This window comes from Microbacterium sp. NPDC006705, from assembly GCF_044903545.1.
In the GTDB taxonomy this organism is placed as follows: domain Bacteria; phylum Actinomycetota; class Actinomycetes; order Actinomycetales; family Microbacteriaceae; genus Microbacterium; species Microbacterium plantarum.
Genome location: NZ_JBJDQQ010000001.1, coordinates 1,674,612 through 1,698,078, shown reverse-complemented (window position 1 = coordinate 1,698,078; position 23,467 = coordinate 1,674,612). Strand labels below are relative to the sequence as shown.

The window sequence follows — 23,467 nt, the reverse complement described above, 5'->3', positions numbered from 1 at the left end:
ACCGCTCCGCGGGCGTAGGGCAGACTCGAGGGATGACCTCCGCGCCGCTGCTCGACCTCATCGGCCCGGATCCCTCCGACGACGCCATCTACGACGCGTTCACGACGTGGGCGGAAGGGCGGGGCCTCACCCTCTACCCGGCGCAGGACGAAGCGGTCATCGAGCTCGTCTCGGGGGCGAACGTGGTGCTGGCCACGCCGACGGGCACGGGCAAGTCGCTCGTCGCGGTCGCGGCGCACGCGACATCCGTCGCCCGTGGTGGACGCACGTACTACACGGCTCCGATCAAGGCGCTCGTGAGCGAGAAGTTCTTCGCGCTCGTCGAGATCTTCGGGGCCGAGAGGGTCGGCATGGTGACGGGCGACTCGTCGGTCAACCCCGAGGCGCCGATCATCTGCTGCACGGCCGAGATCCTCGCGAACCTGGCCCTGCGCGAGGGAGCCGACGCCGACGTCGGCCAGGTCGTCATGGACGAGTTCCACTTCTACGGCGACCCCGATCGCGGCTGGGCGTGGCAGGTGCCGCTGCTCACGCTGCCGCGCGCGCAGTTCCTGCTGATGTCGGCCACGCTCGGCGACGTGACCGACCTCGCCGACGACCTCTCACGTCGTACGGGCCGGCGGACCGCTCTTGTCACCGGCGTCGAGCGGCCGGTGCCGCTGCACTTCTCGTACGAGCGGCGCCCCGTGCACGACGTGCTCGAGCGGCTGCTCGAGGAGCGCGAGACCCCGGTGTACATCGTGCATTTCTCGCAGGCCGCGGCGCTCGAGCGTGCGCAGGCGCTGTCGAGCGTGAAGATCACGACGCGCGAGCAGCGGGATGCCATCGCCGAGGCGATCGGCGGGTTCCGATTCACGACCGGCTTCGGCAAGACCCTCTCGCGCCTCGTGCGGGCGGGCATCGGCGTGCACCACGCCGGAATGCTGCCGCGCTACCGGCGCCTCGTCGAGACGCTCGCACAGCGCGGGCTGCTCAAGGTCATCTGCGGCACCGACACGCTCGGGGTGGGCATCAACGTCCCGATCCGCACGGTCGTCATCACCGCGCTGTCGAAGTACGACGGGACCCGGATGCGGCAGCTCACGGCCCGCGAGTTCCACCAGGTCGCGGGCCGTGCGGGTCGCGCCGGGTTCGACCCGCACGGCAACGTCGTGGTCATGGCGCCGGAGTGGGAGATCGAGAACGCCGTCGCGCTCGCGAAGGCCGGAGACGACCCCGCCAAGCGCAAGAAGATCGTGCGCAAGAAAGCGCCCACCGGCGTCGTCAACTGGGGCGAGGGGTCGTTCGAGCGGCTCGTCGAGGCGCAGCCCGAGCCCCTCACGCCACAGCTGCAGCTGTCCGCCGCGATGCTGCTCAACGTCATCGGCCGCGGGGGTGACGTGTTCGGCAACGTCCGCTCGCTCGTCTTCGACAACCACGAGCCTCGCGCCCGTCAGTATGCCCTCGCCCGCCGGGCCCTCGCGATCTTCCGCACCCTGGTCGCCGCCGGCATCGTCGAGGTCGTGCGCCCCGCGTCTTCTGCTTCTCCGGCCGAGTCGACGATCAGGCTCACCGTCGATCTGCAGCCGAACTTCGCGCTCAACCAGCCGCTGTCGCCGTTCGCGCTCGCAGCGATCGAGCTGCTGTCGCCCGATGATGCCGAGACCGGCACCGGGCACTACGCGCTCGACGTCGTGAGCGTGATCGAGGCGACGCTCGACGACCCGCGCGCGATCCTGTCGCAGCAGGAGTACAAGGCGCGCGGCGAGGCGGTCGGCGCGATGAAGCGCGATGGCATCGAGTACGACGAGCGGATGGCGCTGCTCGAGGAGATCACCTGGCCCAAGCCCCTCGCCGACCTGCTCGCCCAGGCGTTCGAGACCTTCGCGTCGAGCCAGCCGTGGGTGCGCGACTTCGAGCTGTCGCCGAAGTCGGTCGTGCGCGACATGTTCGAGCGGGCGATGTCGTTCGGCGAGTTCGTGTCGTTCTACCAACTGGGTCGCAGCGAGGGCCTCGTGCTGCGCTACCTCAGCGACGCGTACCGGGCGATCCGCCAGACGGTGCCCGCCGAGGCCCGCACCGACGACCTCATGGACCTCATCGAGTGGCTCGGCGAGCTCGTGCGCCAGGTCGACTCGAGCCTCGTCGACGAATGGGAGTCGCTCGCGCACCCCACCGACGACCCCGACGCTCCCGTCGTTCCGCCCGCGCCGCCGTCGGTGCTGGCGAACCGGCGCGCGTTCACGGTGCTGGTGCGCAACGAGATGTTCCGCCGCGTACAGCTCGCAGCGCTGCAGGACGACGAAGCGCTCGAAGCCCTCGACCCCGAGGTCGACTGGCCGGAGGTCCTCGACCGCTACTACGACGACCACGACGAGGTCCTCACCGGGGGTGCCGCGCGCTCGCCGTCGCTCTGCGTGATCGACGAGTCCGCGGCCCGCGACGGACTCTGGCGCGTCGAGCAGGTCATCGACGACCCCGCCGGAGACCACGACTGGCGCATCCGGGCCGACGTCGACCTGGAGCAGTCCGTCGAGGCAGGCACGGCGGTTGTGCGCGTGACCGAGGTCGTCCGCCTCTGACTCCGGGACGTGAGTGGCCGGGCGGGGCCATGCCGGATGTCGCGGGCCTGGGGCAGGATGAGCCGGTGGCCACACATCTCGGGTTCCTGCGGGCGATCAACCTCGGCGCGACGCGCGTCTTCCCGAAGGACGACATCCGCCGCGTGACCGAGGCCGTCGGCTTCGAGGACGTCGCGACGCACATCAACACCGGCAACATCCGCTTCGACACTCGCATGCGCTCCCGCGCGAAGATCGAGCAGACGCTCGAGCGGGCATACGCGGCCGATCGAGGGTTCGAGGTTCCGGCGATCACGTTCCGCGCCGACGAGTTCGCCGCGCTCGCCGCCGAGGCACTCGCCCTGAGCGAGGCGAACCCCGGCCTGGCCCGCCATTACGTCTACCTGCTCAAGGACGAGCTCGACGCCGACACGGCCGCCCGGGTCGAAGCGCTCGCGACCGCCGCGGGCCGCATGCTGGTCCGCGGCCGCGCGGTCCACGCGCTCCTGCAACCCGGGTATCAGGACGGGACGGTCGATCCCCTGGGCGCGGCGAAGCTCCTCGGCATCGCGACCAACCGCAACCTCAACGTCGTCATGACGCTCGCCGAACGGTGGTGCTGACGAGGCGGGAGGCGACCCCGCCTGTGAACGCACGGAGCGGGCTGTCGGATGCCGCGGCTATCGTGAATCGAGTGAGTCGAGAGCAGCAGTCCTGGGATGCCGATCCCTACGCCGACCTCGACTGGAACCCCGACGAGTTCGCACCGCCCGAGGACTTCGACGCGCCGCCGCCGCCCGAGTTCGACGGATACGGCGCTGCCGTCGCTCGCGCCACCCGCGACCGCGCATCCGCCGGCGCCGCGCCTCCGCGTGCCGCGCCGAACGCGGCCCCCGCCGCCGTCCTCTCGCTCGAGCGTCGCGATTTCACCGGCGCCGACCCGCGCGCCGTGCTCAAGGAGGTCTTCGGCTACGACGACTTCCGCGGCGACCAGGGCGACATCGTCTCGCACGTCATCGGCGGCGGGGATGCCGTTGTGCTCATGCCCACCGGCGGCGGCAAGTCGATCACCTACCAGGTGCCCGCGCTCGTGCGCCCGGGAACGGGACTCGTCGTCAGCCCGCTCATCGCGCTCATGCACGACCAGGTCGATGCGCTGATCGCCAACGGCGTGCGGGCGGCCTACCTCAACTCCACACAGTCTCCGGGTGAGCGCGCCGGTGTCGAGCAGGCGTACCTCGCGGGTCAGCTCGACCTGCTCTACGTCGCCCCCGAGCGTCTGAGCGTGCCGCAGACGACGCAGCTGCTCCAGCGGGGCGCCCTGAGCGTCATCGCGATCGACGAGGCGCACTGCGTCTCGCAGTGGGGCCACGATTTCCGTCCCGATTACCTCGCCCTCGGCGACCTCGACGAGCGATTCCCCGGGGTGCCGCGGATGGCGCTCACCGCCACTGCGACCCGCGCGACGCACCAGGAGCTCACCGAGCGGCTGCGCCTGCCGCAGGCACGGCACTTCGTCGCGAGCTTCGACCGACCCAACATCCAGTACCGCATCGAGCCGAAGGTCGATCCGCGGCGGCAGCTCGTCACCTTCATCCGCTCGATGCCCGAGGGATCCGCCGGCATCGTGTACGCGCTCAGCCGCAAGTCGGTCGAGCAGACCGCCGACTACCTCGCCGCACAGGGTCTCGACGCCCTGCCGTACCACGCGGGTCTTCCGGCCGAGATGCGCGCCAAGCACCAGTCGCGGTTCCTCCGCGAAGACGGTGTCGTCATGGTTGCCACGATCGCGTTCGGCATGGGCATCGACAAGCCCGACGTCCGGTTCGTGGCTCACATCGATCTGCCGAAGTCTGTCGAGGGGTACTACCAGGAGACCGGGCGCGCCGGACGCGACGGCGAAGCGTCGATCGCCTGGATGGCCTACGGCCTGGGGGATGTCGTGCAGCAGCGGCGCCTCATCGATCAGAGCCCCGGCGACCGCACGTTCAAGATGCGCATGGGGCAGCACCTCGACGCGATGCTCGCCCTCTGCGAGACGGTCGCGTGCCGTCGGCGGAACCTGCTCGGCTACTTCGGCCAGGACTCCGAGCCGTGCGGCAACTGCGACACCTGCCTCACGCCGCCCGACACGTGGGACGGCCTGATCCCGGCGCAGAAGCTGCTCTCGACGATCGTGCGGCTGCAGCGCGAGCGCAACCAGTCGTTCGGCGCCGGCCACCTCGTCGACATCCTGCGCGGAGCGTCGACCGAGCGCATCCGGCAGCAGCGTCATGACGAACTCGCGACGTACGGCCTCGGCTCCGATCTGTCAGACCAGGACTGGCGCAGTGTCATCCGGCAGCTGCTCGCCCGCGGCATCCTCGTCGCTCGCGGCGAGTACGGCGTGCTCGCGGTCGGCGAGGCCGGAGCGCCGGTGCTCAAGGGCGAGGCTAACGTCCCCCTGCGCCGCGACGTGCTCGGGCGGGGCCAGAACAGCGGCGGCTCTCGCGTGCGCAAGTCGGCCGCGGTCGAGCAGGTCGCCGAGAGCGATCGCGACCTGTTCGAGGCGCTGCGTGCCTGGCGTGCCGAACAGGCGCGCGAGCAGGGCGTTCCGGCCTACATCGTCTTCGGTGACGCGACGCTGCGCGCGCTCGCCGATCGCCGGCCGCGCACCTCGGCCGACCTCGAGGGCATCACCGGCATCGGAGCCAAGAAGCGCGAGGCCTACGGCGACGCGGTGCTCGCCGTCGTGGCATCCCACTGACGACGAGCACCGCGCTTCGCCGGCTCCCGCCGCGGCTACTTGATCGAGCCGCGCATCACCCCGGAGATCACCCAGCGCTGCGAGAAGATGTAGATGATCAGCAGCGGCGCCATCGCCATGAGGTACGAGGCGAAGGCCACGGTGTAGTCGGTGTTGTACTGCCCCTGGAACACGTACTGCGCGAGCGACAGCGTGCGGTCTGAGGGCGATGTCAGCACGACCAGCGGCATGATGAAGTCGTTCCAGGCCCAGACGCACGTCAGGATGCCGACGGTGGCGTTCATCGGCATGAGCAGCGGAAAGACGATTTGCCGGAACACGCGCCACGTCGAGGCGCCGTCCATCCGCGCCGCCTCTTCGAGCTCGATGGGGATCGAGCGGATGAACGCGGTGTAGATGAAGATGTTCAGACTCAGGCCGTAGATCGTGTAGAGGACGATCATGCCGCCGGGGTTGTCGAGCCCGAGCAGCGACGTCTGCTTCACCAGGGGCAGCATGATGATCGGGAACGGCACGAACAGCGCGGCCAGCAGGTAGTAGAACACGCCCTTGAAGAACGGGCGGTGCAGGTTTCGGGCGAGCGCGTAGGCGACCAGCGAGCTCGTGAACAGTGTGAACACGACCGAGCCCACGGTGATGATGGCGGTGTTCAGCAGCGCCTGCGGGAAGTCGGTGCGCTCCCACGCGACGGCGAAGTTGTCCCAGTTGATCGGCCACGGCAGCTCGAACCCGGTGCCGTCGGCGAGCTGCGCCGGCGTCTTGAGGGCGACGGCGACGGCGAGGTACAGCGGGATGATGACCGTGAGCGAGCACACCGCGATGAGCGCGGTCGCCCACCAGTTCGTGGGGCGGGTGTCTCCGGGGTCGCCACCGCCGCGACGACGGCGGGGGACGACGACGGCGGTGGTGGCGGGGCCGGCCTCGACCGGGGTGGAGGTGGAGCTGGACATCAGAAGTCGGCCTCTCTGCGCTGAAGGACCCGGAATTGGAGCAGCGAAACGATCGTGATGACGATGAAGAAGATCACGGCGTTGGCGGTCTGGTAGGCGAACTCGCCGCCCGTGAAGCCGCCGCGGAAGATCAGCATCGTCACCGACTCGGTCGAGGTTCCCGGGCCGCCGTTGGTGAGGGCGATGATCGGGTCGAACACCTGCAGAAAGCCCTTCAGGCTGAGCACGACGTTGATGGTGAAGAAGGCGCTGATCAGGGGGAAGGTGATCGAGCGGAACTGGCGGGCCGGGGTGGCGCCGTCGATGGATGCCGCCTCGTAGATGTCGGCGGGGATGGTCTGCAGCCCCGCCAGGTAGATGATGATCGAGAAGGCGCAGGCCTGCCAGACGGCCAGCACGACGATCGCCGTCCACGCCCAGTCGGGGTTGGTGAGGATGTTGTCGCGGAACAGCGGGATGCCCGAGAGGATCTTCGGCAGCGAGTTCGAGAACACGAACTGGAACACGTAGCCCACGACCAGCACCGCGAGGATGTACGGCACGAAGTACACGCCGCGCCAGAAGTTCCGGGCTCGGATCTTGGCGTTGAGGCCGAGCGCGATCGCGAGCGAGATGGCGTTGGTGAGCACCGTGGCCACGATCGCGAACAGGAACGAGAAGGTGTAGGCCTGCAGGACGCGGTCGTCTCGGAAGATGTTGACGTAATTCGCGATGCCGACGAAGTCCCACGTGCCGTAGCCGGCATAGTTCGTAAAGCTGAAGAACACGCCGATGATGACCGGCAGGGTGTGGAACGCGGCGAACGCGATGACGGCGGGCCACACGAACCAGTAGTAGGCGCGGGGAGCGAGCTTCGATCGCGAGCGCGGGGCGGGGGCGACGGTGGTGGCCATCTCAGTCCTCCTCGACCGGGGTGATGGTGCGGGCGGCGACCTTGCGCCACTCGTTGTCGAGGGTGCGCAGGGCCCCGTCGACGTCGCCGTCGTAGAGGAACTGCTGCACGATGCCCGTCAGCGGAATGGCCGTCGGCACCTGGTGGTCGATGAAGCCGGTGATCCGGCCGCTGTCGAAGTAGGGCGCGATCGACTCGAGGGCCGGGTCGTCGCCCAGTTCGGCGCCGACGACGGACGGCACCATGGTCTGGGCTGCTGCGAACCGCTCGATCACATCCGGGCGGAAGAGGAACTCGATGAAGCGCAGCGCCTCTTCTTTGCGCGGGGTGTCGCGAGCCATCGTCACCGTCACGTCCACACCCGATACGAGCATGCGGTCGTCGGGGCTTTCGGGCACCGGGTAGGGGAAGATTGCCGCGTCGATGTCGGGATTGACGGCCTTGACCGGGCTGAGGGCCCAGATGCCCTGCAGCATCATCGCGGCACCGCCCCGCGCGAACAGCGCCGTGCTGTCGTCGTACGAGGCCCCGCGGTAGCCCTCCTGCGAATACGCGAACAGCTGCGCCTGACGCTCCATGATCTCGGGGAAGTCCTGCTCGAACGACACCGGAGCGTCCGGGCCGACGTTCTCGCCCTCCGAGCGCATCGCGTCGAAGAAGCCGTCCTGCGCGGCGTACGCACCGATGCCGTTCCACGACGGCATGGCGGTCCAGTTCTCGGCGAGCGAGGTGGCGAAGGGCGGGATGCCGCGCTCGACGAGCGTGTCGCACAGCGCGATCAGTTCGTCCCACGTCTCGGGCACCTCGAGGCCCTGCTCGGCGAAGATGGCGCGGTTGTAGATGATCCCGTTGGCGTTGTTGACGTAGCCGAGGCTGTTGACCTCGCCGGGGGCGTTGCCGAGCTGCTCGAGGATCTGCTGCACCCCGGGGTTGATCGTGTCGAGCACAGGTTCGTCCGAGAAGTCGTAGAAGACCCCGGCCTCGGCGAGCTTGCCGAAGTTCCCGTTGCCGTTGAGTGTGATGACGTCGGGCGTGCGGTTCTTCACGAGCAGCGTCCGGATCAGCGTCTCGGCATCGGCGACCTGGTTCTGGACCACCCGGATGTCGGGGTTCTCGGCCTCGAACTGCGCGATGATCTCGGTGAAGTCCTCGAGGGCTTCTCCCTTGAACTGGAAGAAGTCGATAGTCGTCACCCCGTCGCCGGGGTTCGCCGCGCATCCGCCGGCTCCGATCATCAGGGCGGTGAGCCCGACGACGGCGGCGGCGGTGCGGATGGTTCGTCTTCTCATGGGGCGCGCCTCCTTGCGCTGGGGGGATGGGTCGGTCAGGCCGGGGTGATCTCGACGACGACGGCCTGCTGCGGGTTCTGCACGGGGGGACGTACCCCCGTCACGGCGAGCTGGCGTCCGGTGAGCACCGTGTCGTGGTGCGCCCAGTCCAGCGGCGACTGCGCCGGGGTCTGCACGAGGCCGCACGGAGTGATGAGTCGCACGCGGTACTCCGTCGCGTCGTCGAGTCCCGGCAACCGGACGCGGCCGGCGGGCGAGGAGATGAGCGTCTGCGTCTGGGCGATCGTGAAGAACGCCGCGTCCCGGTCGGCGCCGACGACGCCGCGCACGTCGAGCCCCGGGTCGGTGACGTCGACGTTGACGAGCCGCCCGGTCGCGACGAGCGGGCGTACGCGTTTGGCGAGAGCCACCCACTCCGCGACCGCGACCGCGTCGGCATCCGAGATCGTCGTGACGTCCCACTCGATCCCGAAGTGTCCGAACAGGGCGACGGCGCCGCTCAGGGCGAGCGAGACGGTGCGCCCCGTCGAGTGCACATGGGGCGTGGTCAGGTGCATGCCCATCATCTCGGGCGGCACCACGAGGGCGGTGTAGCGCTGGATCTCGAGGCGCTCGACGGGGTCGAGGCAGTCGCTGGTCCAGATCCGGTCGGTGCGGTCGAGGATGCCCAGGTCGGTGCGGGCGCCACCCGACGCGCAGCTCTCGATCTCGAGCCCCGGGTGGGTCGCCTTGAGCTCGTCGATCAGCCGGTACACGGCGAGGGTATGCGCGTGCACCTGGCGTGCGCCTCCCGGACCGGATGCCGCGTCGACGAGGTCTCGGTTGTGGTCCCACTTGATGTAGGCGATGGGGTACTCGGCGAGGATCGCGTGGATGCGCTCGGAGATGTAGTCGTAGGCGCCCGGATGCGCGAGGTTGAGCACCTGCTGCTGGCGGGCCGAGGGTGGCAGTCCGGCGCGCCCGCGGAACAGCCATTCCGGATGCTGCCGCGCGAGGTCGCTGTCAGGGTTGACCATCTCGGGCTCGAACCACAGGCCGAACTCCATGCCGCGGGCGACGACGTGGTCGGCGAGGGGGTGCAGTCCCTGCGGCCACACGGTGTCGTCGACGTACCAGTCGCCGAGTCCGGCCGTGTCGTCGCGGCGCAGCCGGAACCAGCCGTCGTCGAGCACGTACCGCTCGACGCCGAGCTCGGCGGCCCGGTCGGCGAGCGCGAGGAGCTTCTCGAGTGAGTGGTCGAAGTAGACCGCCTCCCACGTGTTCAGGGTCACGGGGCGCGGACGGTGCGGGTGCTGCGGGCGGGCACGCACGCCGGCGTGGAACCGCGCCGCGAGCTCGTCGAGGCCGTCGCCCCACGACCCGAGGAGCTCGGGCGAGGCGATCTCCTCGCCCGGGGCCAGGATGATCTCGCCGGGTCCGTAGAGCTCGCCGCCGGCGAGGAAGACATCGCCCGTCGGGGTGCGCTCGGCAAGCAGTCGCTGGTTGCCGCTCCACGCGACGTGTGCGCCGTGCACGCGCCCGTGCTCGAAGCCGAAGCCGGGGCGTCCGGCGGCCAGGAGCAGCGTGGCGTCGGCGCCGGGACGGCCGCGCCGGCTCTCGCGCACGTGCGATCCGAAGGTGAGATCGTGGCGCTGGGCGGAGCGCTCGCGCAGGTGTCGCCCCGTCGTGTCGAGGATCTCGGCGGCATCCCACGGCAACGGCAGCATCGCCTGCAGCGTCAGCACCGTGTACGGGGTCGAGCCGGTGTTGCGCAGGGTGAGGCGGCCGCGCAGCAGCCCGCCGGCGCCGACCGAGAGATCGACCCGCAGGGCCAACCCGGCCTCGTCGTCGGCCAGGTCGACGCGCATTGCGTCTGTGTTTACGACGGCGTCGCGCAGAGTGAACAGGGCGCTCGCGCCGCGGCCGTCGCGGTGTCCTTCCACGGCGGGGGTCTCGAGCCAGCCGGATGCCTCGGTCGGCGCGAGGGTCAGTCGGGCCGTCGTGTCGAGGCCGCCCGAGACGCGTTGCTGCCGCGCCGCGATCGCGAGCGACTGCAGCGTGCGTTCCGAGGCGTCGCCGAGGTCTTCGCCCCAGTGCACGATCGCAGGATGCGGCTGTGCCGCGAGGTCGACGACGACGCTCGTGCCGTCGCGGCGCAGGTGGGCGACCGCGCCGACCGGTGCCGTCGTGTCGGTCGGATCGTGGAGGACATCGTTGTCGGAATCGGGCATGGGGTTAGTTCTACCATGAAAATAAAGGATCACCCAGCGCGATGATTCGACGCCATTTGCGCCAGCCAGCACCCACTTTTGTGTCACACTGGAACCAACTCGATAAGGGGTGACGATGAGCGACAACGAAGCCGCCCTGGCCCGCGCCGTCCTCATTCACGGTCCGCTGTCGCGACGCGAGCTCACGACGCGACTCGGTCTGTCGCCGGCGAGCCTGACCCGGCTCGCCAAACCGCTGCTGGACAGCGGCCTGCTCGTCGAGCTCGACGACATCGCCGACGGCTCGATCGGCCGACCGTCGCGCCCGCTCGACATCGCCCCGAACTCGGGCTGCTTCATCGGCATGAAGCTCACCGGAGACGGCCTGTACGCCGTGCGTACCGACATCCGTGCCGACCTTCTCGCCGAACACGAGCGACCCATCCCCGATCGCGACCCGGATGCCGTCGTCGTCGAGGTCGCCGCGGCCGTTACGGCGCTCGGCGCTGACGGGCTCGTCGGCGTGGGTCTCGGGCTCGGCGGCAACGTCCACGACGGCGTCGTGCGCCACGCGCCGTTCCTCGGGTGGGGCGAGGTCGACCTCGGCGCGCGTTTGGAACAGGCGATCGGCGCGCCCGTGACGGTCGAGAACGACCTCGTCGCCCTCACCGAGGCCGAGCGGTGGTTCGGCGCCGGTCGCGGTCTGCCGGGGTTCATCACGATCACGATCGGCGCCGGCGTCGGCTATGGCCTCGTCGTCGGCGGTCGGGTCGTGCGCACGCTCGACGCCATCGTCGGCACCGGCGGGCATCTGCCGCTCGATCCCTATGGTCCGTTGTGCTCCGAGGGGCACCGCGGCTGCTCGCAGGCGATGCTCTCGTCGGGGTCGATCGCAGCGCAGGTCTCGGCGGCACTCGGCCGGCCCGTCGACTACGACGAGACGCTGCGGCTCGCCAGTGCGGGAGAGCCCGCGGCGCGCGCCGTGGTCGCCGGCGCCGGTATCGCTCTCGGCCGGATGATCGCGCTCGCGGCGAACCTCTCGCTGCAGGCGGACGTCGTCCTCGCGGGCGAAGGTATCGGCTTGTTCGCGCTCGCCGAGACCGAGATCCGCGACGCGATCCGCGCGGGGCGGTCCGCGGATGCCGCCGAGATCACGATCCACGTCGACGAGACGGGCTTCCGAGCGTGGGCCCGGGGCGCGGCGGCGGTGGCGATCCAGTCCGCGATGGCGCGGATGCAGGGCGCGCGCTGATCGCAGAGGCGAGCGTGGATGTCGCCGTCGCACAATGCGGGTCGCCGACGTACCGGCATCCGGTTGTGCTGACCGACCAACTCGCTTGGCGAGGCGTTGTGGAAGTCCTACCGTGAATACTGACTCCGATCCTTCCGACGTCGAAAGGCACGCGATGACCGACGCCGCTGTTCGTCCCCACAAGCCCGCAACCGCAGACCGCACCCCCGCCGGGGGAGCCCCGACCGCGCCCCATACCGCGGAGGAGGCGCACGAGGCGCGCATCGACATCGACGCGGTCACCGACATGCTGCTCGGAACCTGGGCGGCGACGCGGCGCGAGGCACGCGAGATGATCAAAGATCCCGTGTTCTGGCAGATCCCGGGCGAGCCGATGGCCGAGCACCGCGAACGCGTGCTCACGCAGCTCCACCTGCTCGTCGAACGCGGCGCCTCCGGACGCGGCTACCCCAAGGAGTACGGCGGCGACGGCGACAACGGTGCGAACCTCGCCGGCTTCCAGGAGCTCGTGCTGGCCGACCCCAGCCTGCAGATCAAATCCGGCGTGCAGTGGGGCCTCTTCGGCTCGGCCATCCACCAGCTCGGCACGAAGCCCCACCACGACGCCTGGCTGCGCGACGCGATGGAGATGCGCCTGCCGGGCGCGTTCGCGATGACCGAGACCGGGCACGGATCGGATGTCGCGGCCATCGGCACGACCGCCACGTACGACCCCGAGACCGAGGAGTTCGTCATCCACACGCCGTTCCGCGGTGCGTGGAAGGACTACCTGGGCAACGCGGCGGTGCACGGCAAGGCTGCCACCCTCTTCGCTCAGCTGATCACGGGCGGCGTGAACTACGGCGTCCACTGCTTCTTCGTGCCGCTCCGCGACGACGAGGGCAACTTCCTGCCCGGTGTCGGCGGCGAGGACGACGGCGTCAAGGGCGGGCTCAACGGCATCGACAACGGCCGTCTCCACTTCGATCACGTCCGCATCCCGCGCACGAACCTGCTCAACCGGTACGGCGACGTCGCTGCGGACGGCACCTACAGCTCCGACATCGCGAGCCCCGGCCGCCGGTTCTTCACGATGCTCGGCGCCCTCGTGCAGGGGCGTGTATCGCTCGACGGCTCCGCCACGACCGCCTCGGCGCTCGCGGAGTACATCGCCGTGACGTACGCCAACCAGCGTCGTCAGTTCGACTCCGGTGCCGGCACCGACGAGGTCACCCTGCTCGACTACGGCCGGCATCAGCGCCGCCTGCTGCCGCGCATCGCGCAGACCTACGCGCAGTTCTTCTCGCACGACGAGCTGCTGCAGTCCTTCGACGGCGTGTTCTCGGGGCGCACCGACACCCCGGAGGGGCGCGAGAACCTCGAGACGCTCGCCGCCGCCCTCAAGCCGCTGTCGACGTGGCATGCGCTCGACACGATCCAGGAGTGCCGTGAGGCGTGCGGAGGCCAGGGCTTCCTCGCCGAGAACCGCATGGTCGACCTGCACCACGACCTCGATGTCTTCGCCACCTTCGAGGGCGACAACAACGTGCTCCTGCAGCTGGTGGGCAAGCGTCTGCTCAGCGACTACGCGAAGCAGTTCAAGGGAGCCGACGCGAAGGCGCTCGCGAAGTTCGCCGCCGTCTCCACCGCCGAGCGCGTGTTCCACGGTGCCGGGCTGCGTCGGCTCGGTCAGTCGGTCGCCGACTTCGGGCAGACGGCACGATCGGTGCAGCTCGGGCTGCGGGCAGAGCAGCAGCACGAGCTGCTGACGGGCCGGGTCGAGCAGATGATCGCCGACATCGCCGCCGCGCTGCGGCCCGCATCGAAGATGTCGCAGCAGGATGCCGCTGCCGTCTTCAACCAGCACCAGTCGGAGCTGATCGAGGCCGCCCGCGCTCACGGTGAGCTCCTCCAGTGGGAAGCGTTCGCACAGGGTGTCGAGCGCATCGAAGACGAGGGCACCCGCCAGGTGCTCGTGTGGCTGCGCGACCTCTTCGGTCTGACCCTCATCGAGCGGCATCTCGCGTGGTACCTCATCAACGGTCGCCTCTCGACCCAGCGCGCGGCGGCCGTCACGAGCTACATCGACCGGCTGTGCACGCGTCTGCGCCCGCATGCCCAGGACCTCGTCGACGCCTTCGGCTTCGCGCCCGAGCACGTCCGCGCGCCCATCGCGTCGGGCGCGGAGGCGGAGCGGCAGCGCGAGGCACGCGAGTACTTCGCCGACCTCGCCGCGTCGGGTACCGCGCCCGTCTCGGAGAAGACGCTCGCGAAGTCGGGCAAGCGCGGCTCGTGAGACCGGCTGCGGCGGTGGCGAACCGCGGCATGTCGGCGGCGCTCGCTAGCCTGGCGGAATGGCGCTCGACCTCATCACCGGACCCGACGGCCTGGACCGATGCGGCTGGGTGGGCGATGACGTCGAGTACCGGCGCTACCACGACGAAGAATGGGGGCGCCCGCTCCACGGCGACCGCGCGCTGTTCGAGAAGCTGAGCCTCGAGGGGTTCCAGGCGGGGCTCAGCTGGATCACGATCCTGCGCAAACGCCCGCGCTTCCGCGAAGTCTTCGCGGGATTCGAGCCGGTGCGCGTGGCCGCATTCGGCGCCGACGAGATCGCGGCCCTCATGGCGGATGCCGGCATCATCCGCAATCGGGCGAAGATCGAGGCCACCATCTCGAACGCGAGGCTGCTGCTCGGCTTCTCCGACGGCGAGTTCGACGAGCTCATGTGGTCGTTCGCGCCCGAGGCTGACCGGCCACGCCCCGCAACGCTCGCCGACGTGCCCCCGGTGACGGCGGAATCCGAGGCGATGAGCAAGGCCCTGCGGCGCCGCGGGTTCCGGTTCGTCGGGCCGACGACGATGTACGCGCTCATGCAGTCGTCCGGCATGGTCGACGACCACGTCGTCGGATGCCACCGAGCTCTCGCCCTCGACGACACGAAGCCCCACAATGGGGAGGTTCGTACCGAGAGGATGTCCGATGGCCGCCGCATCCGCTGAGAACGCCGCCGATTCGCACGAGCTCATCCGCGTCCGCGGTGCGCGTGAGAACAATCTGAACGGTGTCGACGTCGACATCCCGAAACGACGGCTGACCGTCTTCACGGGCGTGAGCGGTTCCGGCAAGTCCTCGCTCGTTTTCGGCACGATCGCCGCCGAGTCGCGGCGTCTCATCAACGAGACCTACCCGACCTTCGTCCAGCAGTTCATGGCGCAGATCGGGCGCCCCGATGTCGACGCGCTCGAGAACATCAGTCCGGCGATCATCGTCGACCAGGAGCGGATGGGCGCGAACGCCCGCTCGACGGTCGGCACGGCGACCGACGTGCATGCCATGCTGCGCGTGCTGTTCAGCCGTATCGGCCAGCCGTTCGTCGGGTCGCCGCAGGCGTTCTCGTTCAACGTGCCGTCGGTGTCGGGTGCCGGCGAGATCATGATCGCCGTCGGAGGCGAGGAAGGCCGTGCGGAACGCCGGTCGTTCCAGGTGACGGGCGGCATGTGCCCCGACTGCGAAGGGCTCGGCGAGGTCAGCGACATCGACATCGATGAGCTGGTCGACCGGTCGAAGTCTCTCAATGACGGCGCCATCCGGGTTCCGGGCTACAGCGCCGACGGCTGGATGGTGCGCGGGTACAGCGAGTCGGGACTGCTCGATCCCGACAAGCCGATCGCCGACTACTCGGATACCGAGCTCGAGGACTTCCTCTACAAAGAGCCCACCAAGGTCAAGATCCAGAGCATCAACATGACCTATGAGGGACTCGTCCCGCGGGTCACGAAGTCGATGCTGCAGAAGGACCGCGAGTCGCTGCAGCCCCACGTCCGGGCGTTCGTCGAGCGGGCGGTGAAGTTCATGCCCTGCCCGGCATGCGGGGGGACGCGGCTCAACGACGGGGCACGTTCGGCGAGGATCGCCGGAGTGAACATCGCCGATGCCGCGTCGATGCAGATCACCGACCTCGCCGATTGGCTCCGCTCGATAGACGACCCCTCCGTCGAGCCGTTGCTCGCGGGACTGCGTGCCACCGTGCAGTCGTTCATCGACATCGGCCTCGGCTATCTCTCGCTCGACCGCTCCTCGGGAACACTGTCGGGCGGCGAGGCCCAGCGAACGAAGATGATCCGGCATCTCGGGTCGAGCCTGACCGACGTCACGTACGTCTTCGACGAGCCGACAGCCGGTCTTCACCCGCACGACATCCAGCGGATGAACGATCTGCTCCGCGGGCTCCGCGACAAGGGCAATACGGTGCTCGTGGTCGAGCACAAACCCGAGGTCATCGAGGTCGCCGATCACGTCATCGATCTCGGGCCCGGCGCAGGACGGAACGGCGGGAGGATCCAGTTCACGGGATCGGTCGCCGAGCTGCGGGTATCCGGCACGCTGACCGGTCGGCACCTCGACCACCGGGCACAGCTGAAACCGGCGGTGCGCACGGCGTCCGGCATCCTCGAGATCCGGGGTGCGACCGCCAACAATCTCAAGTCGGTGGACGTCGACATCCCGCTCGGGACTCTCACCGTCGTCACCGGTGTGGCCGGCTCGGGCAAATCGTCGCTCATCCACGGCAGCCTCGCAGGGCGGGACGGGGTGGTCGTCGTCGATCAGTCGCCGATCCGGGGCAACCGGCGCAGCAGTCCGGCGACCTACACGGGCCTGCTCGATCCGATCCGCTCGGCGTTCGCCAAGGCGAACGGGGTCAAGCCCGCTCTCTTCAGCGCCAACTCGCAGGGCGCGTGCCCGGCCTGCAAGGGGCTGGGCGTCATCGTCACGAAGCTCGGCATCACCGCATCCGTCGAGACGGAGTGCGACGTATGCGAGGGGTCGGGGTTCAGTCCCGACGTCCTCCAGTACACCCTCGACGGGCGCACCATCGCCGAGGTGCTCGCCCTGAGTGCGACGGAGGCCGCCGAGGCGCTTCCGCCGCGGGTGGCGGGAGGAGTCCTGTCGCGCCTGATCGACGTCGGCCTCGGGTACATCACGTTGGGACAGGCGCTGAGCACCCTCTCGGGCGGAGAACGGCAGCGGTTGAAGCTCGCGATCTCGATGGCCACGTCCGGCTCGGTCTACATCCTCGACGAGCCGACGACGGGTCTGCATCTCGCGGATGTCGACAATCTGCTCGCGCTGCTCGACCGGCTCGTCGACGCCGGCAACTCGGTCATCGTCATCGAGCATCATCAGGCCGTCATGGCGCACGCCGATCACATCATCGACATCGGACCGGGTGCCGGGCGCGACGGCGGGCGGGTCGTGTTCGAGGGGACACCGGCCGACCTCGTCGCGGCTGGCGGCACCCTCACAGCGGAGCATCTCGGCCGCTACATCGGCACCCGCGCCGGATCGGAGAGATGATGCACACCATCGCGATGGTCGACATGGGGAGAACTCCCCATGTCAACCGACAAATCCGGCACTTCTCCTGACATAGGGTGGTTCCGCAGTTCAACCAGTGCGAGCCCGGAAGCCGGGCCGATCACCGTCGCCCCGGGGGGAGCCGAGCCCAATGACGTCGACCTCGTGGCTGCGGGCACGCCCGCGAACGTTCATCTCCGCCGGTATCGTCACCGTCGCGGCACTGACCATCGGAACCCTCGCGGTCGCCTACGAGGGTGAGCCCACGACCGAGGTCGATCTCCACGACGGCGGCGTGTGGGTGACGAAGCAGTCCAGCTTGCTCGTGGGGCACTACAACAACGAGTCCCGCGTGCTCGACGGCAGCCTGCGCACGACATCCGCCGAGTACGACGTGCTCCAATCCGGTCCCCGCGTCGTCGTGGTCGACGCGGACGGATCGGCGATGTCGGCCGTCGATCCCGCGAAGGTCGTGCTTTCGGGAACCGCTGAGGTGCAGCCGGGCGCGCAGATCGCCCTCGGATCCGACACCGTCTCGGTGCTCGACGCCGCGGGAGACCTGCGCACCGTCCAGTTCGCCGGTGTGAACGGCTTCAGCTTCGAAGGCAACGAGCCGATCGCCGAGCTCGGGGAGAACGCGACGGCGACGGTCGGCACAGACGGCACGATTTATGCCGCGTCCGCGGCCGGCGCGTCGCTGTACGCCTACGCGCCGATCGGCGACGGCACCGTCGCGCAGACCGCCGAGCGGAGCCTCGAGGGCATCGCCGAGGATCACGAGCTGGCCATCACCTCACTCGGGCAGACGCCGTTCGTGCTCGACCGCGAGACCAATGTGCTCTATGGCGGCGACGGCTCGCAGACCGATCTTCCCGCCGATGCGCTGCTGCAGCGTCCGTCCAACTCCGCCGATACCCTCACCGTGAGCACGCGCAGCGCCCTGTTGCGCGTGCAGCCCGGGGGACAGACGACGACGATCGAGGCCGGTGCCGAGGGCACCCCCGCCGACCCCGTCTACGTCGGCGGCTGTGCCTACGGCGCGTGGTCGGGATCGGGAGTCTTCGTCCGCGACTGTGCGAACGACGCCGACGATCTGGTGCAGGAGATCGAGGGCATCGATCCCGCCGCGAAACTGGAGTTCCGCGTGAATCGGGATGTCGTCGTGCTCAACGACGTGTTCGGCGGTGCGGCCTGGCTCGCGAGCGAGAACATGCAGCGCGTCGACAACTGGACCGACATCACCCCGCCGGAAGGCACCGGCGACGAGGAGCAGGAGACGACCGAGGAGACGGTCGAGACCGCCCTGCCCGAGCGGACCGAGGAGAACACGCCGCCGATCGCCGTAGACGACTCGTTCGGTGTGCGCCCCGGTCGCACGACCGTGCTGCCCGTCCTCTTCAACGACACCGATGCCGACGGCGACGTGCTGGTCGCCGAGGCCACGAGCGATCCCGCGTTCGGTGAGATCTCGCAGATCCAGAACGGTGGCGCCCTCCAGATCGCCGTGCCCGACGATGCGTCAGGCTCGACGTCGTTCACCTACACCGCCGACGACGGCCGCGGCGGCGAGGCATCCGCGACGGTGCGGCTCTCGGTGCGCGGCGACAACGAGAACTCCCCGCCCGTCCAGCAGCGCGTCACGCCGGTCACCGTCGAGGCCGGCGGCACCACCTCGTACAACGTGCTGAGCGAATGGATCGACCCGGACGGCGACGACATCTTCCTCAAGTCGGTCCAGCCCGACGGCGGTGACGAGGCCGACTTCACGTCCGACGGCCAGATCACGTATCGCGCGATCGGTGCGGTGCAGGGCCGAAAGGACGTGCCCATCATCGTCTCGGACGGCACGGATGACGGCGCCGGCGTGCTCCGGATCGACGTTCGCCCTCCCGGGACGACTGTTCCCGTCACCAACGCCGACCACGTCGTGACCCGTGTCGGTCAATCGGTCACGGTGTCGCCGCTGACGAACGACACGAGCGCGGGACGCGAGCCGCTGCGCCTGACGCGCGTCGACGAGGTCGAGGGCGCGACGATCCAACCCGACTTCGCCGAGCAGACCTTCACCTTCAGCTCGGACGCCGTCAACACCTACTACGTCGATTACCTGGTGTCGGCGGGACCCAACAGCGTTCCCGGACTCGTGCGCGTCGACGTTCTGCCGGCGGCGGACACCAATCTTCCGCCCGTCGCGGTGCGAGACGTCGCGCTCTTGCCGACGGGCGGCGACGTGCTCGTCAACGTCCTGGGCAATGACACCGATCCGGCCGGCGGCATCCTCGTCGTCCAGTCGGTGACGGCCGACCCCGATGGCGGGGTGACGGCGGCCGTGCTCGGCCATGAGACCGTCCGGATCACCGACCAGGGCTCGCTCAGCGAGCAGACGCGGGTGTCGTACACGATCTCCAACGGCGACCAATCCGCCACGGGCGAGATCGTCGTCATCCCGATCCCGGCGCCCGACCGGCTGCGGCCACCGGTCGCGAACAACGACACGGCGGTCGTGCGCGTCGGCGATGTCGTCACGATCGACGTGCTCGCGAACGACACCCACCCCAACGGCGACACCCTGCATGTGTCTCCCGAGCTCGTTCCGCCGCTCGTCGACGAGACTGACGGCCAGGTGTTCGTCTCGGAGGACAAGCTCCGGTTCCGTGCCGGTGACGAGCCCAAGACCGTCAACGCCACGTACGAGGCGGTCGACAGCTCGGGTCAGCGCGCCGGCGCCTATGTGACGATCCAGATCCTGCCGCGTCAGGATGACGCGAACGCCGCGCCCCGTCCGCGCGACCTCACCGCGCGAACCCTCAGCGGCTCGAAGGTCACGATCCCGGTGCCCCTCGACGGCATCGACGAGGACGGCGACTCCGTCGAGCTGATCGGCATCGCGAGCTCGCCGAGCAAGGGTCGCATCGTCGAGACCGGGTCGAACACCTTCGTCTACGAGGCCTTCGACACGAGCGTCGGCTCCGACTCGTTCACCTACCGGGTGCGCGACCGCCTCGGCAAGGAGGGAACGGCGCGTATCCAGGTCGGCGTCGCGCCGCCCGAGACGACCAATCAGGCGCCGTACGCCGTGAAGGATGCCGTCATCATGCGGCCGGGACGCCAGGTGGCGGTCTCGGTGCTCGAGAACGACTCCGACCCCGACGGCGACCAGTTCGGCTTCGCTGCCGACGCGCTCGAGGTGCCGGACGTCGACGGTCTCGCGGCCGAGGTGTCGGGCGAGCAGATCGTCATCACTGCGCCCGACGTGCCGATGAACACGAGCATCCAGTACACGATCGAGGACGCCCGCGGCCTCACCGCGACGGCCCCCGTGCAGATCACCGTCGACCCCGACGTGCCGCTGCAGCGCCCGATCGCCCGCGACGATCGCGTGCGCGCCGAGGACGTCGACGAGAACGGCGTGGCCGAGGTCGCGGTGCTCGACAACGACGACGACCCCGACGGCACACGCAGTGCGCTGCGCGTGACCCTCGGCGCCGGCGGCGAGAACGCCACCGTGCGCCCCAACGGCACGGTGTCGGTGCCGCTGACCGACGAGCGCCAGCTCATCACCTACTTCATCACCGACGAGGACGAGCTCACCGCGGCCGCCTTCATCCACGTGCCCTCGCTCGCCGAGCTGCCGCCGAGCCTCATCTCGACCGAGCCTCTCGTCGTCCAGAGCGGTGAGACCGTCGAGCTGCCGCTGTCGGAGTACGTGCGCGCCTCGGGCGGACGGGATGTCGTCATCACCGAGGCCGAGAAGGTCACGGCGGCCCACTCCAACGGTGCATCCCTCGTCAAGGACGAGCGGACGCTCGAGTACACCTCCGCTGCCGACTACTTCGGTCAGGACGCCCTGACCTTCGAAGTCACCGACGGTTCGGGGCCCGACGACCCCGAGGGCCGCAAAGCGACCCTGATGATCCCGATCACCGTCACGCCGCCCGACAACCGCCCGCCGAGCATGATCGGCGCGCAGATGGAGGTCGCGCAGGGCGAGGATGCGCGGACCCTCGATCTCGCCGCGCTCGCGACCGACCCCGATCCCGGCGATGCCGAGAAGCTGCGGTTCGCGATCGTCGGCGGCTCGCCCGACGGATTGACCGCGCGCATCGACGGCTCGGTGCTCTCGGTGGAGGCGAGCACGGACGTCGCCAAGGGGACCTCGCTGCCCGTGCAGGTGAGCGTCACCGACGGCGAATCGGACCCGGTGACGGCGACGATCACGGTCACCGTGACCGCCTCGACGCGCCCGCTCGCCACCGCGAACGCCGATGTCATCGAGCAGGCCGACCAGGGTAAGACCATCTCGGTCGCTGTGCTCGACAACGACGTGAACCCCTTCCCCGGCACGCCGCTCAAAGTGGTCGGCGCGTTCACCGAGACCTCGGGAGCCTCGGCGACCGTCGCCGGCGACCGCGTCGAAGTCACCAGCCGCGCCGACTTCGTGGGCACGCTGGTCGTGCGCTACCGGATCCAGGATGCGACCGGCGACCCCGACCGCGAGGTCGAGGGCCAGATCCGCATCACGGTGCAGGGGCGACCGGATGCGCCGGGCAAGCCGACAGTGACGAGCGTCGAGAGTCGCACGGTCGTGATGTCGTGGTCGCCGCCCGTCGACAACGGCGCCTCGATCACGGGCTACACCGTCCGCTCGACCGCCGGCTCGTACACCCGCGAATGCCGTTCGACGACGTGCACGCTGGACGGACTGACGAACAACGTCGAGTACAACTTCGTGGTCACCGCGACCAACCGCGTCGGCGAGTCCGACCCGTCGCTGCCGTCCGAGACCGCGCGTCCCGATCAGCGGCCCGACACGCCGAACCCGCCGAGCCTGGCCTTCGGCGACCGCAGCCTCGACGTGTCGTGGACGGTTCCGCGCACCGAGGGCTCGCCCGTCGAGAGCTACAGCCTGCAGATCTCGCCCGCACCGCCGTCCGGGGTCGCCGAGAAGACCGGCGTGACCGGTACCCGCATCACGTGGGACGGGCTGCAGAACGGCGTCCAGTACCAGGTGCGCGTCCGAGCCCACAACCGTGCGCCCGAGCCGTCGAGCTGGAGCGTCTGGTCGCAGGCGATGGTGCCCGCCGGCAAGCCGGACGCGCCCGGAGCGCCGTCGACACAGCGCCTCAACCCGGTGGGCAATCGCTCGCAGATGCAGGTGAGCTGGAACCAGCCGGCGAACAACGGCGACGCGATCGCTGGATACCAGCTGCAGGTGCGCCGCGGCGGTGCGACCGTCGACACCATCAGCGTGCCCGCCGGTCAGACCAGCCAGGCCGTGACCGTCGACACCTCGACGACCGACTACACGTTCGTCGTCCGCGCTCAGAACAAGGCGGGCTGGGGCGAGTGGAGTGCGGCGTCCGCACCTCGACGCGCCTTCACGCCTCCCGGCGCCCCGACCGGAATCAGCGCGAGCGAAGGTGACAACCGCGTCACCGTGTCGTGGACGGCCGGGCCGCTCAATGGTGCGAACCCGGGTGAGGTCAGCTACCAGTACTCCGTCAACAACGGCGGCTGGCGCAATGACTGGATCGGCGGCGGCAACGGCGGATCGGGCACGATCGGCAACGGTCAGGTCAACAACAACGGCACATACACGGTGCGCGTTCGTGCCGTCGCCACGGCCGACGGATCGCGGTACGAGGGTGAGCCCTCGGCGGCATCCAACCAGGTCGCGCCGTACGGCCAGATCGGCAACCCGTCGGCCAACGCCAGCCGCGACGGCAACCGCGTCACGCTGTCGTGGTCGTCGCCCGCCCGCAACGGTCGCGACATCACCACGGAGATCAGCGTGAACGGCGGCGGCTGGCAGCGCGTCGACGCGAGCGGATCGCGCTCGCAGGGCGACGTCGGCTACAGCAGCACGCAGTCCATCCGGGTGCGCGTGAGCGCCGCCGGCAGCGAGGCGCGTGAAGCCTCGGCGAGCGTGACGACGCCGAACCCGCCCCCCCCGCCGCAGCCCCGCGCTTCGGTCGAGAAGGGATCGCCGGTCGGCGGCTGCGTCAACGGCTGCTTCCACCTGAAGCTGAACACGCAGGACTTCCCGGCCGGCAACTACCGCATCGACTGCTACGACGGAAACCGGAAGTTCAACACCTACCCGTCGTCGTACAACGTCCCGGCCAATGGGTCGATCCAGCTGGACTGCTGGATCGGCGCCGATGGACGCGACATCTCGGCCGAGATCATCGGCTGGGGACGAACCGGCACGACGCGCTGGTAGTCCCCGCATCCGCCCCCCGCATCCACTCACCACGAGGAACGAGAACGAA

Annotated in this window: 12 protein-coding genes; 8 read left to right on the top strand and 4 right to left on the bottom strand. The window is 69.5% G+C overall.

What is annotated here, in order from left to right; genetic code table 11:
• Window positions 1–32: 32 nt before the first annotated feature.
• The 3 genes from ACI2K6_RS08035 to recQ all read left to right on the top strand — a co-directional run bounded on the left by ACI2K6_RS08035 (window position 33) and on the right by recQ (window position 5,286).
• On the top strand, window positions 33–2,561 hold the full coding sequence (locus tag ACI2K6_RS08035; protein WP_404568375.1) for a DEAD/DEAH box helicase: 2,529 nt from the start codon (window positions 33–35) through the stop codon (window positions 2,559–2,561).
• A gap of 65 nt (window positions 2,562–2,626) precedes the next feature.
• Window positions 2,627–3,163 (top strand): DUF1697 domain-containing protein, encoded by a 537-nt coding sequence (locus ACI2K6_RS08030; protein WP_274178153.1) that lies wholly within the window; start codon window positions 2,627–2,629, stop codon window positions 3,161–3,163.
• Between the two features lie 71 nt (window positions 3,164–3,234).
• Window positions 3,235–5,286: a DNA helicase RecQ gene (gene recQ, locus ACI2K6_RS08025; protein WP_404568374.1), complete on the top strand. Its 2,052-nt coding sequence runs from the start codon at window positions 3,235–3,237 to the stop codon at window positions 5,284–5,286.
• 35 nt (window positions 5,287–5,321) lie between these two features.
• Here the strand turns inward: recQ and ACI2K6_RS08020 are convergent, their stop codons facing one another.
• The 4 genes from ACI2K6_RS08020 to ACI2K6_RS08005 are packed head-to-tail and all read right to left on the bottom strand — an operon-like array spanning window position 5,322 to window position 10,627.
• Entirely contained in the window at window positions 5,322–6,236 is a 915-nt protein-coding gene (locus ACI2K6_RS08020; protein WP_114588969.1) for a carbohydrate ABC transporter permease, read from the bottom strand.
• Window positions 6,236–7,129, bottom strand: a complete 894-nt coding sequence (locus tag ACI2K6_RS08015) for a carbohydrate ABC transporter permease (RefSeq protein ID WP_404568373.1) — start codon at window positions 7,127–7,129, stop codon at window positions 6,236–6,238. The genes ACI2K6_RS08020 and ACI2K6_RS08015 overlap by 1 nt, the downstream gene beginning before the upstream one ends.
• 1 nt (window position 7,130) lies before the next feature.
• The gene (locus tag ACI2K6_RS08010) at window positions 7,131–8,417 is read right to left on the bottom strand and encodes an extracellular solute-binding protein (RefSeq protein WP_114588971.1); all 1,287 of its coding nucleotides are present in this window, start codon (window positions 8,415–8,417) and stop codon (window positions 7,131–7,133) included.
• A gap of 35 nt (window positions 8,418–8,452) precedes the next feature.
• Window positions 8,453–10,627, bottom strand: a complete 2,175-nt coding sequence (locus ACI2K6_RS08005; protein ID WP_274178158.1) for an alpha-galactosidase — start codon at window positions 10,625–10,627, stop codon at window positions 8,453–8,455.
• 115 nt (window positions 10,628–10,742) lie between these two features.
• Here ACI2K6_RS08005 and ACI2K6_RS08000 point away from each other — a divergent pair, with 115 nt between their 5' ends.
• The 5 genes from ACI2K6_RS08000 (at window position 10,743) to ACI2K6_RS07980 (ending at window position 23,418) form a co-directional block, all read left to right on the top strand.
• Window positions 10,743–11,858 (top strand): ROK family protein, encoded by a 1,116-nt coding sequence (locus ACI2K6_RS08000; RefSeq protein ID WP_404568372.1) that lies wholly within the window; start codon window positions 10,743–10,745, stop codon window positions 11,856–11,858.
• Window positions 11,859–12,012: 154 nt separating this feature from the next.
• A complete protein-coding gene (locus ACI2K6_RS07995; RefSeq protein WP_404568371.1) occupies window positions 12,013–14,133 on the top strand; it encodes an acyl-CoA dehydrogenase in 2,121 nt (706 codons plus the stop codon).
• A gap of 58 nt (window positions 14,134–14,191) precedes the next feature.
• The gene (locus ACI2K6_RS07990) at window positions 14,192–14,839 is read left to right on the top strand and encodes a DNA-3-methyladenine glycosylase I (RefSeq protein ID WP_112615889.1); all 648 of its coding nucleotides are present in this window, start codon (window positions 14,192–14,194) and stop codon (window positions 14,837–14,839) included.
• Window positions 14,820–17,195 (top strand): ATP-binding cassette domain-containing protein, encoded by a 2,376-nt coding sequence (locus tag ACI2K6_RS07985; RefSeq protein ID WP_404568370.1) that lies wholly within the window; start codon window positions 14,820–14,822, stop codon window positions 17,193–17,195. Before ACI2K6_RS07990 ends, ACI2K6_RS07985 begins: the two co-directional genes overlap by 20 nt.
• Before the next feature lie 151 nt (window positions 17,196–17,346).
• Window positions 17,347–23,418, top strand: coding sequence for an Ig-like domain-containing protein (locus tag ACI2K6_RS07980; RefSeq protein ID WP_404568369.1), 6,072 nt, complete (start codon window positions 17,347–17,349; stop codon window positions 23,416–23,418).
• Window positions 23,419–23,467 lie beyond the last annotated feature (49 nt).

Bases quoted from the DNA above. Each gene is read 5' to 3' on its own strand.
- ACI2K6_RS08035 (WP_404568375.1), top strand. From the start codon at position 33: ATGACCTCCGCGCCGCTGCTCGACCTCATCGGCCCGGATCCCTCCGAC.
- ACI2K6_RS08020 (WP_114588969.1), bottom strand. From the start codon at position 6,236: ATGTCCAGCTCCACCTCCACCCCGGTCGAGGCCGGCCCCGCCACCACC.
- ACI2K6_RS08015 (WP_404568373.1), bottom strand. From the start codon at position 7,129: ATGGCCACCACCGTCGCCCCCGCCCCGCGCTCGCGATCGAAGCTCGCT.
- ACI2K6_RS08010 (WP_114588971.1), bottom strand. From the start codon at position 8,417: ATGAGAAGACGAACCATCCGCACCGCCGCCGCCGTCGTCGGGCTCACC.
- ACI2K6_RS08005 (WP_274178158.1), bottom strand. From the start codon at position 10,627: ATGCCCGATTCCGACAACGATGTCCTCCACGATCCGACCGACACGACG.
- ACI2K6_RS08000 (WP_404568372.1), top strand. From the start codon at position 10,743: ATGAGCGACAACGAAGCCGCCCTGGCCCGCGCCGTCCTCATTCACGGT.
- ACI2K6_RS07995 (WP_404568371.1), top strand. From the start codon at position 12,013: ATGACCGACGCCGCTGTTCGTCCCCACAAGCCCGCAACCGCAGACCGC.
- ACI2K6_RS07990 (WP_112615889.1), top strand. From the start codon at position 14,192: ATGGCGCTCGACCTCATCACCGGACCCGACGGCCTGGACCGATGCGGC.
- ACI2K6_RS07985 (WP_404568370.1), top strand. From the start codon at position 14,820: ATGGCCGCCGCATCCGCTGAGAACGCCGCCGATTCGCACGAGCTCATC.
- ACI2K6_RS07980 (WP_404568369.1), top strand. From the start codon at position 17,347: ATGACGTCGACCTCGTGGCTGCGGGCACGCCCGCGAACGTTCATCTCC.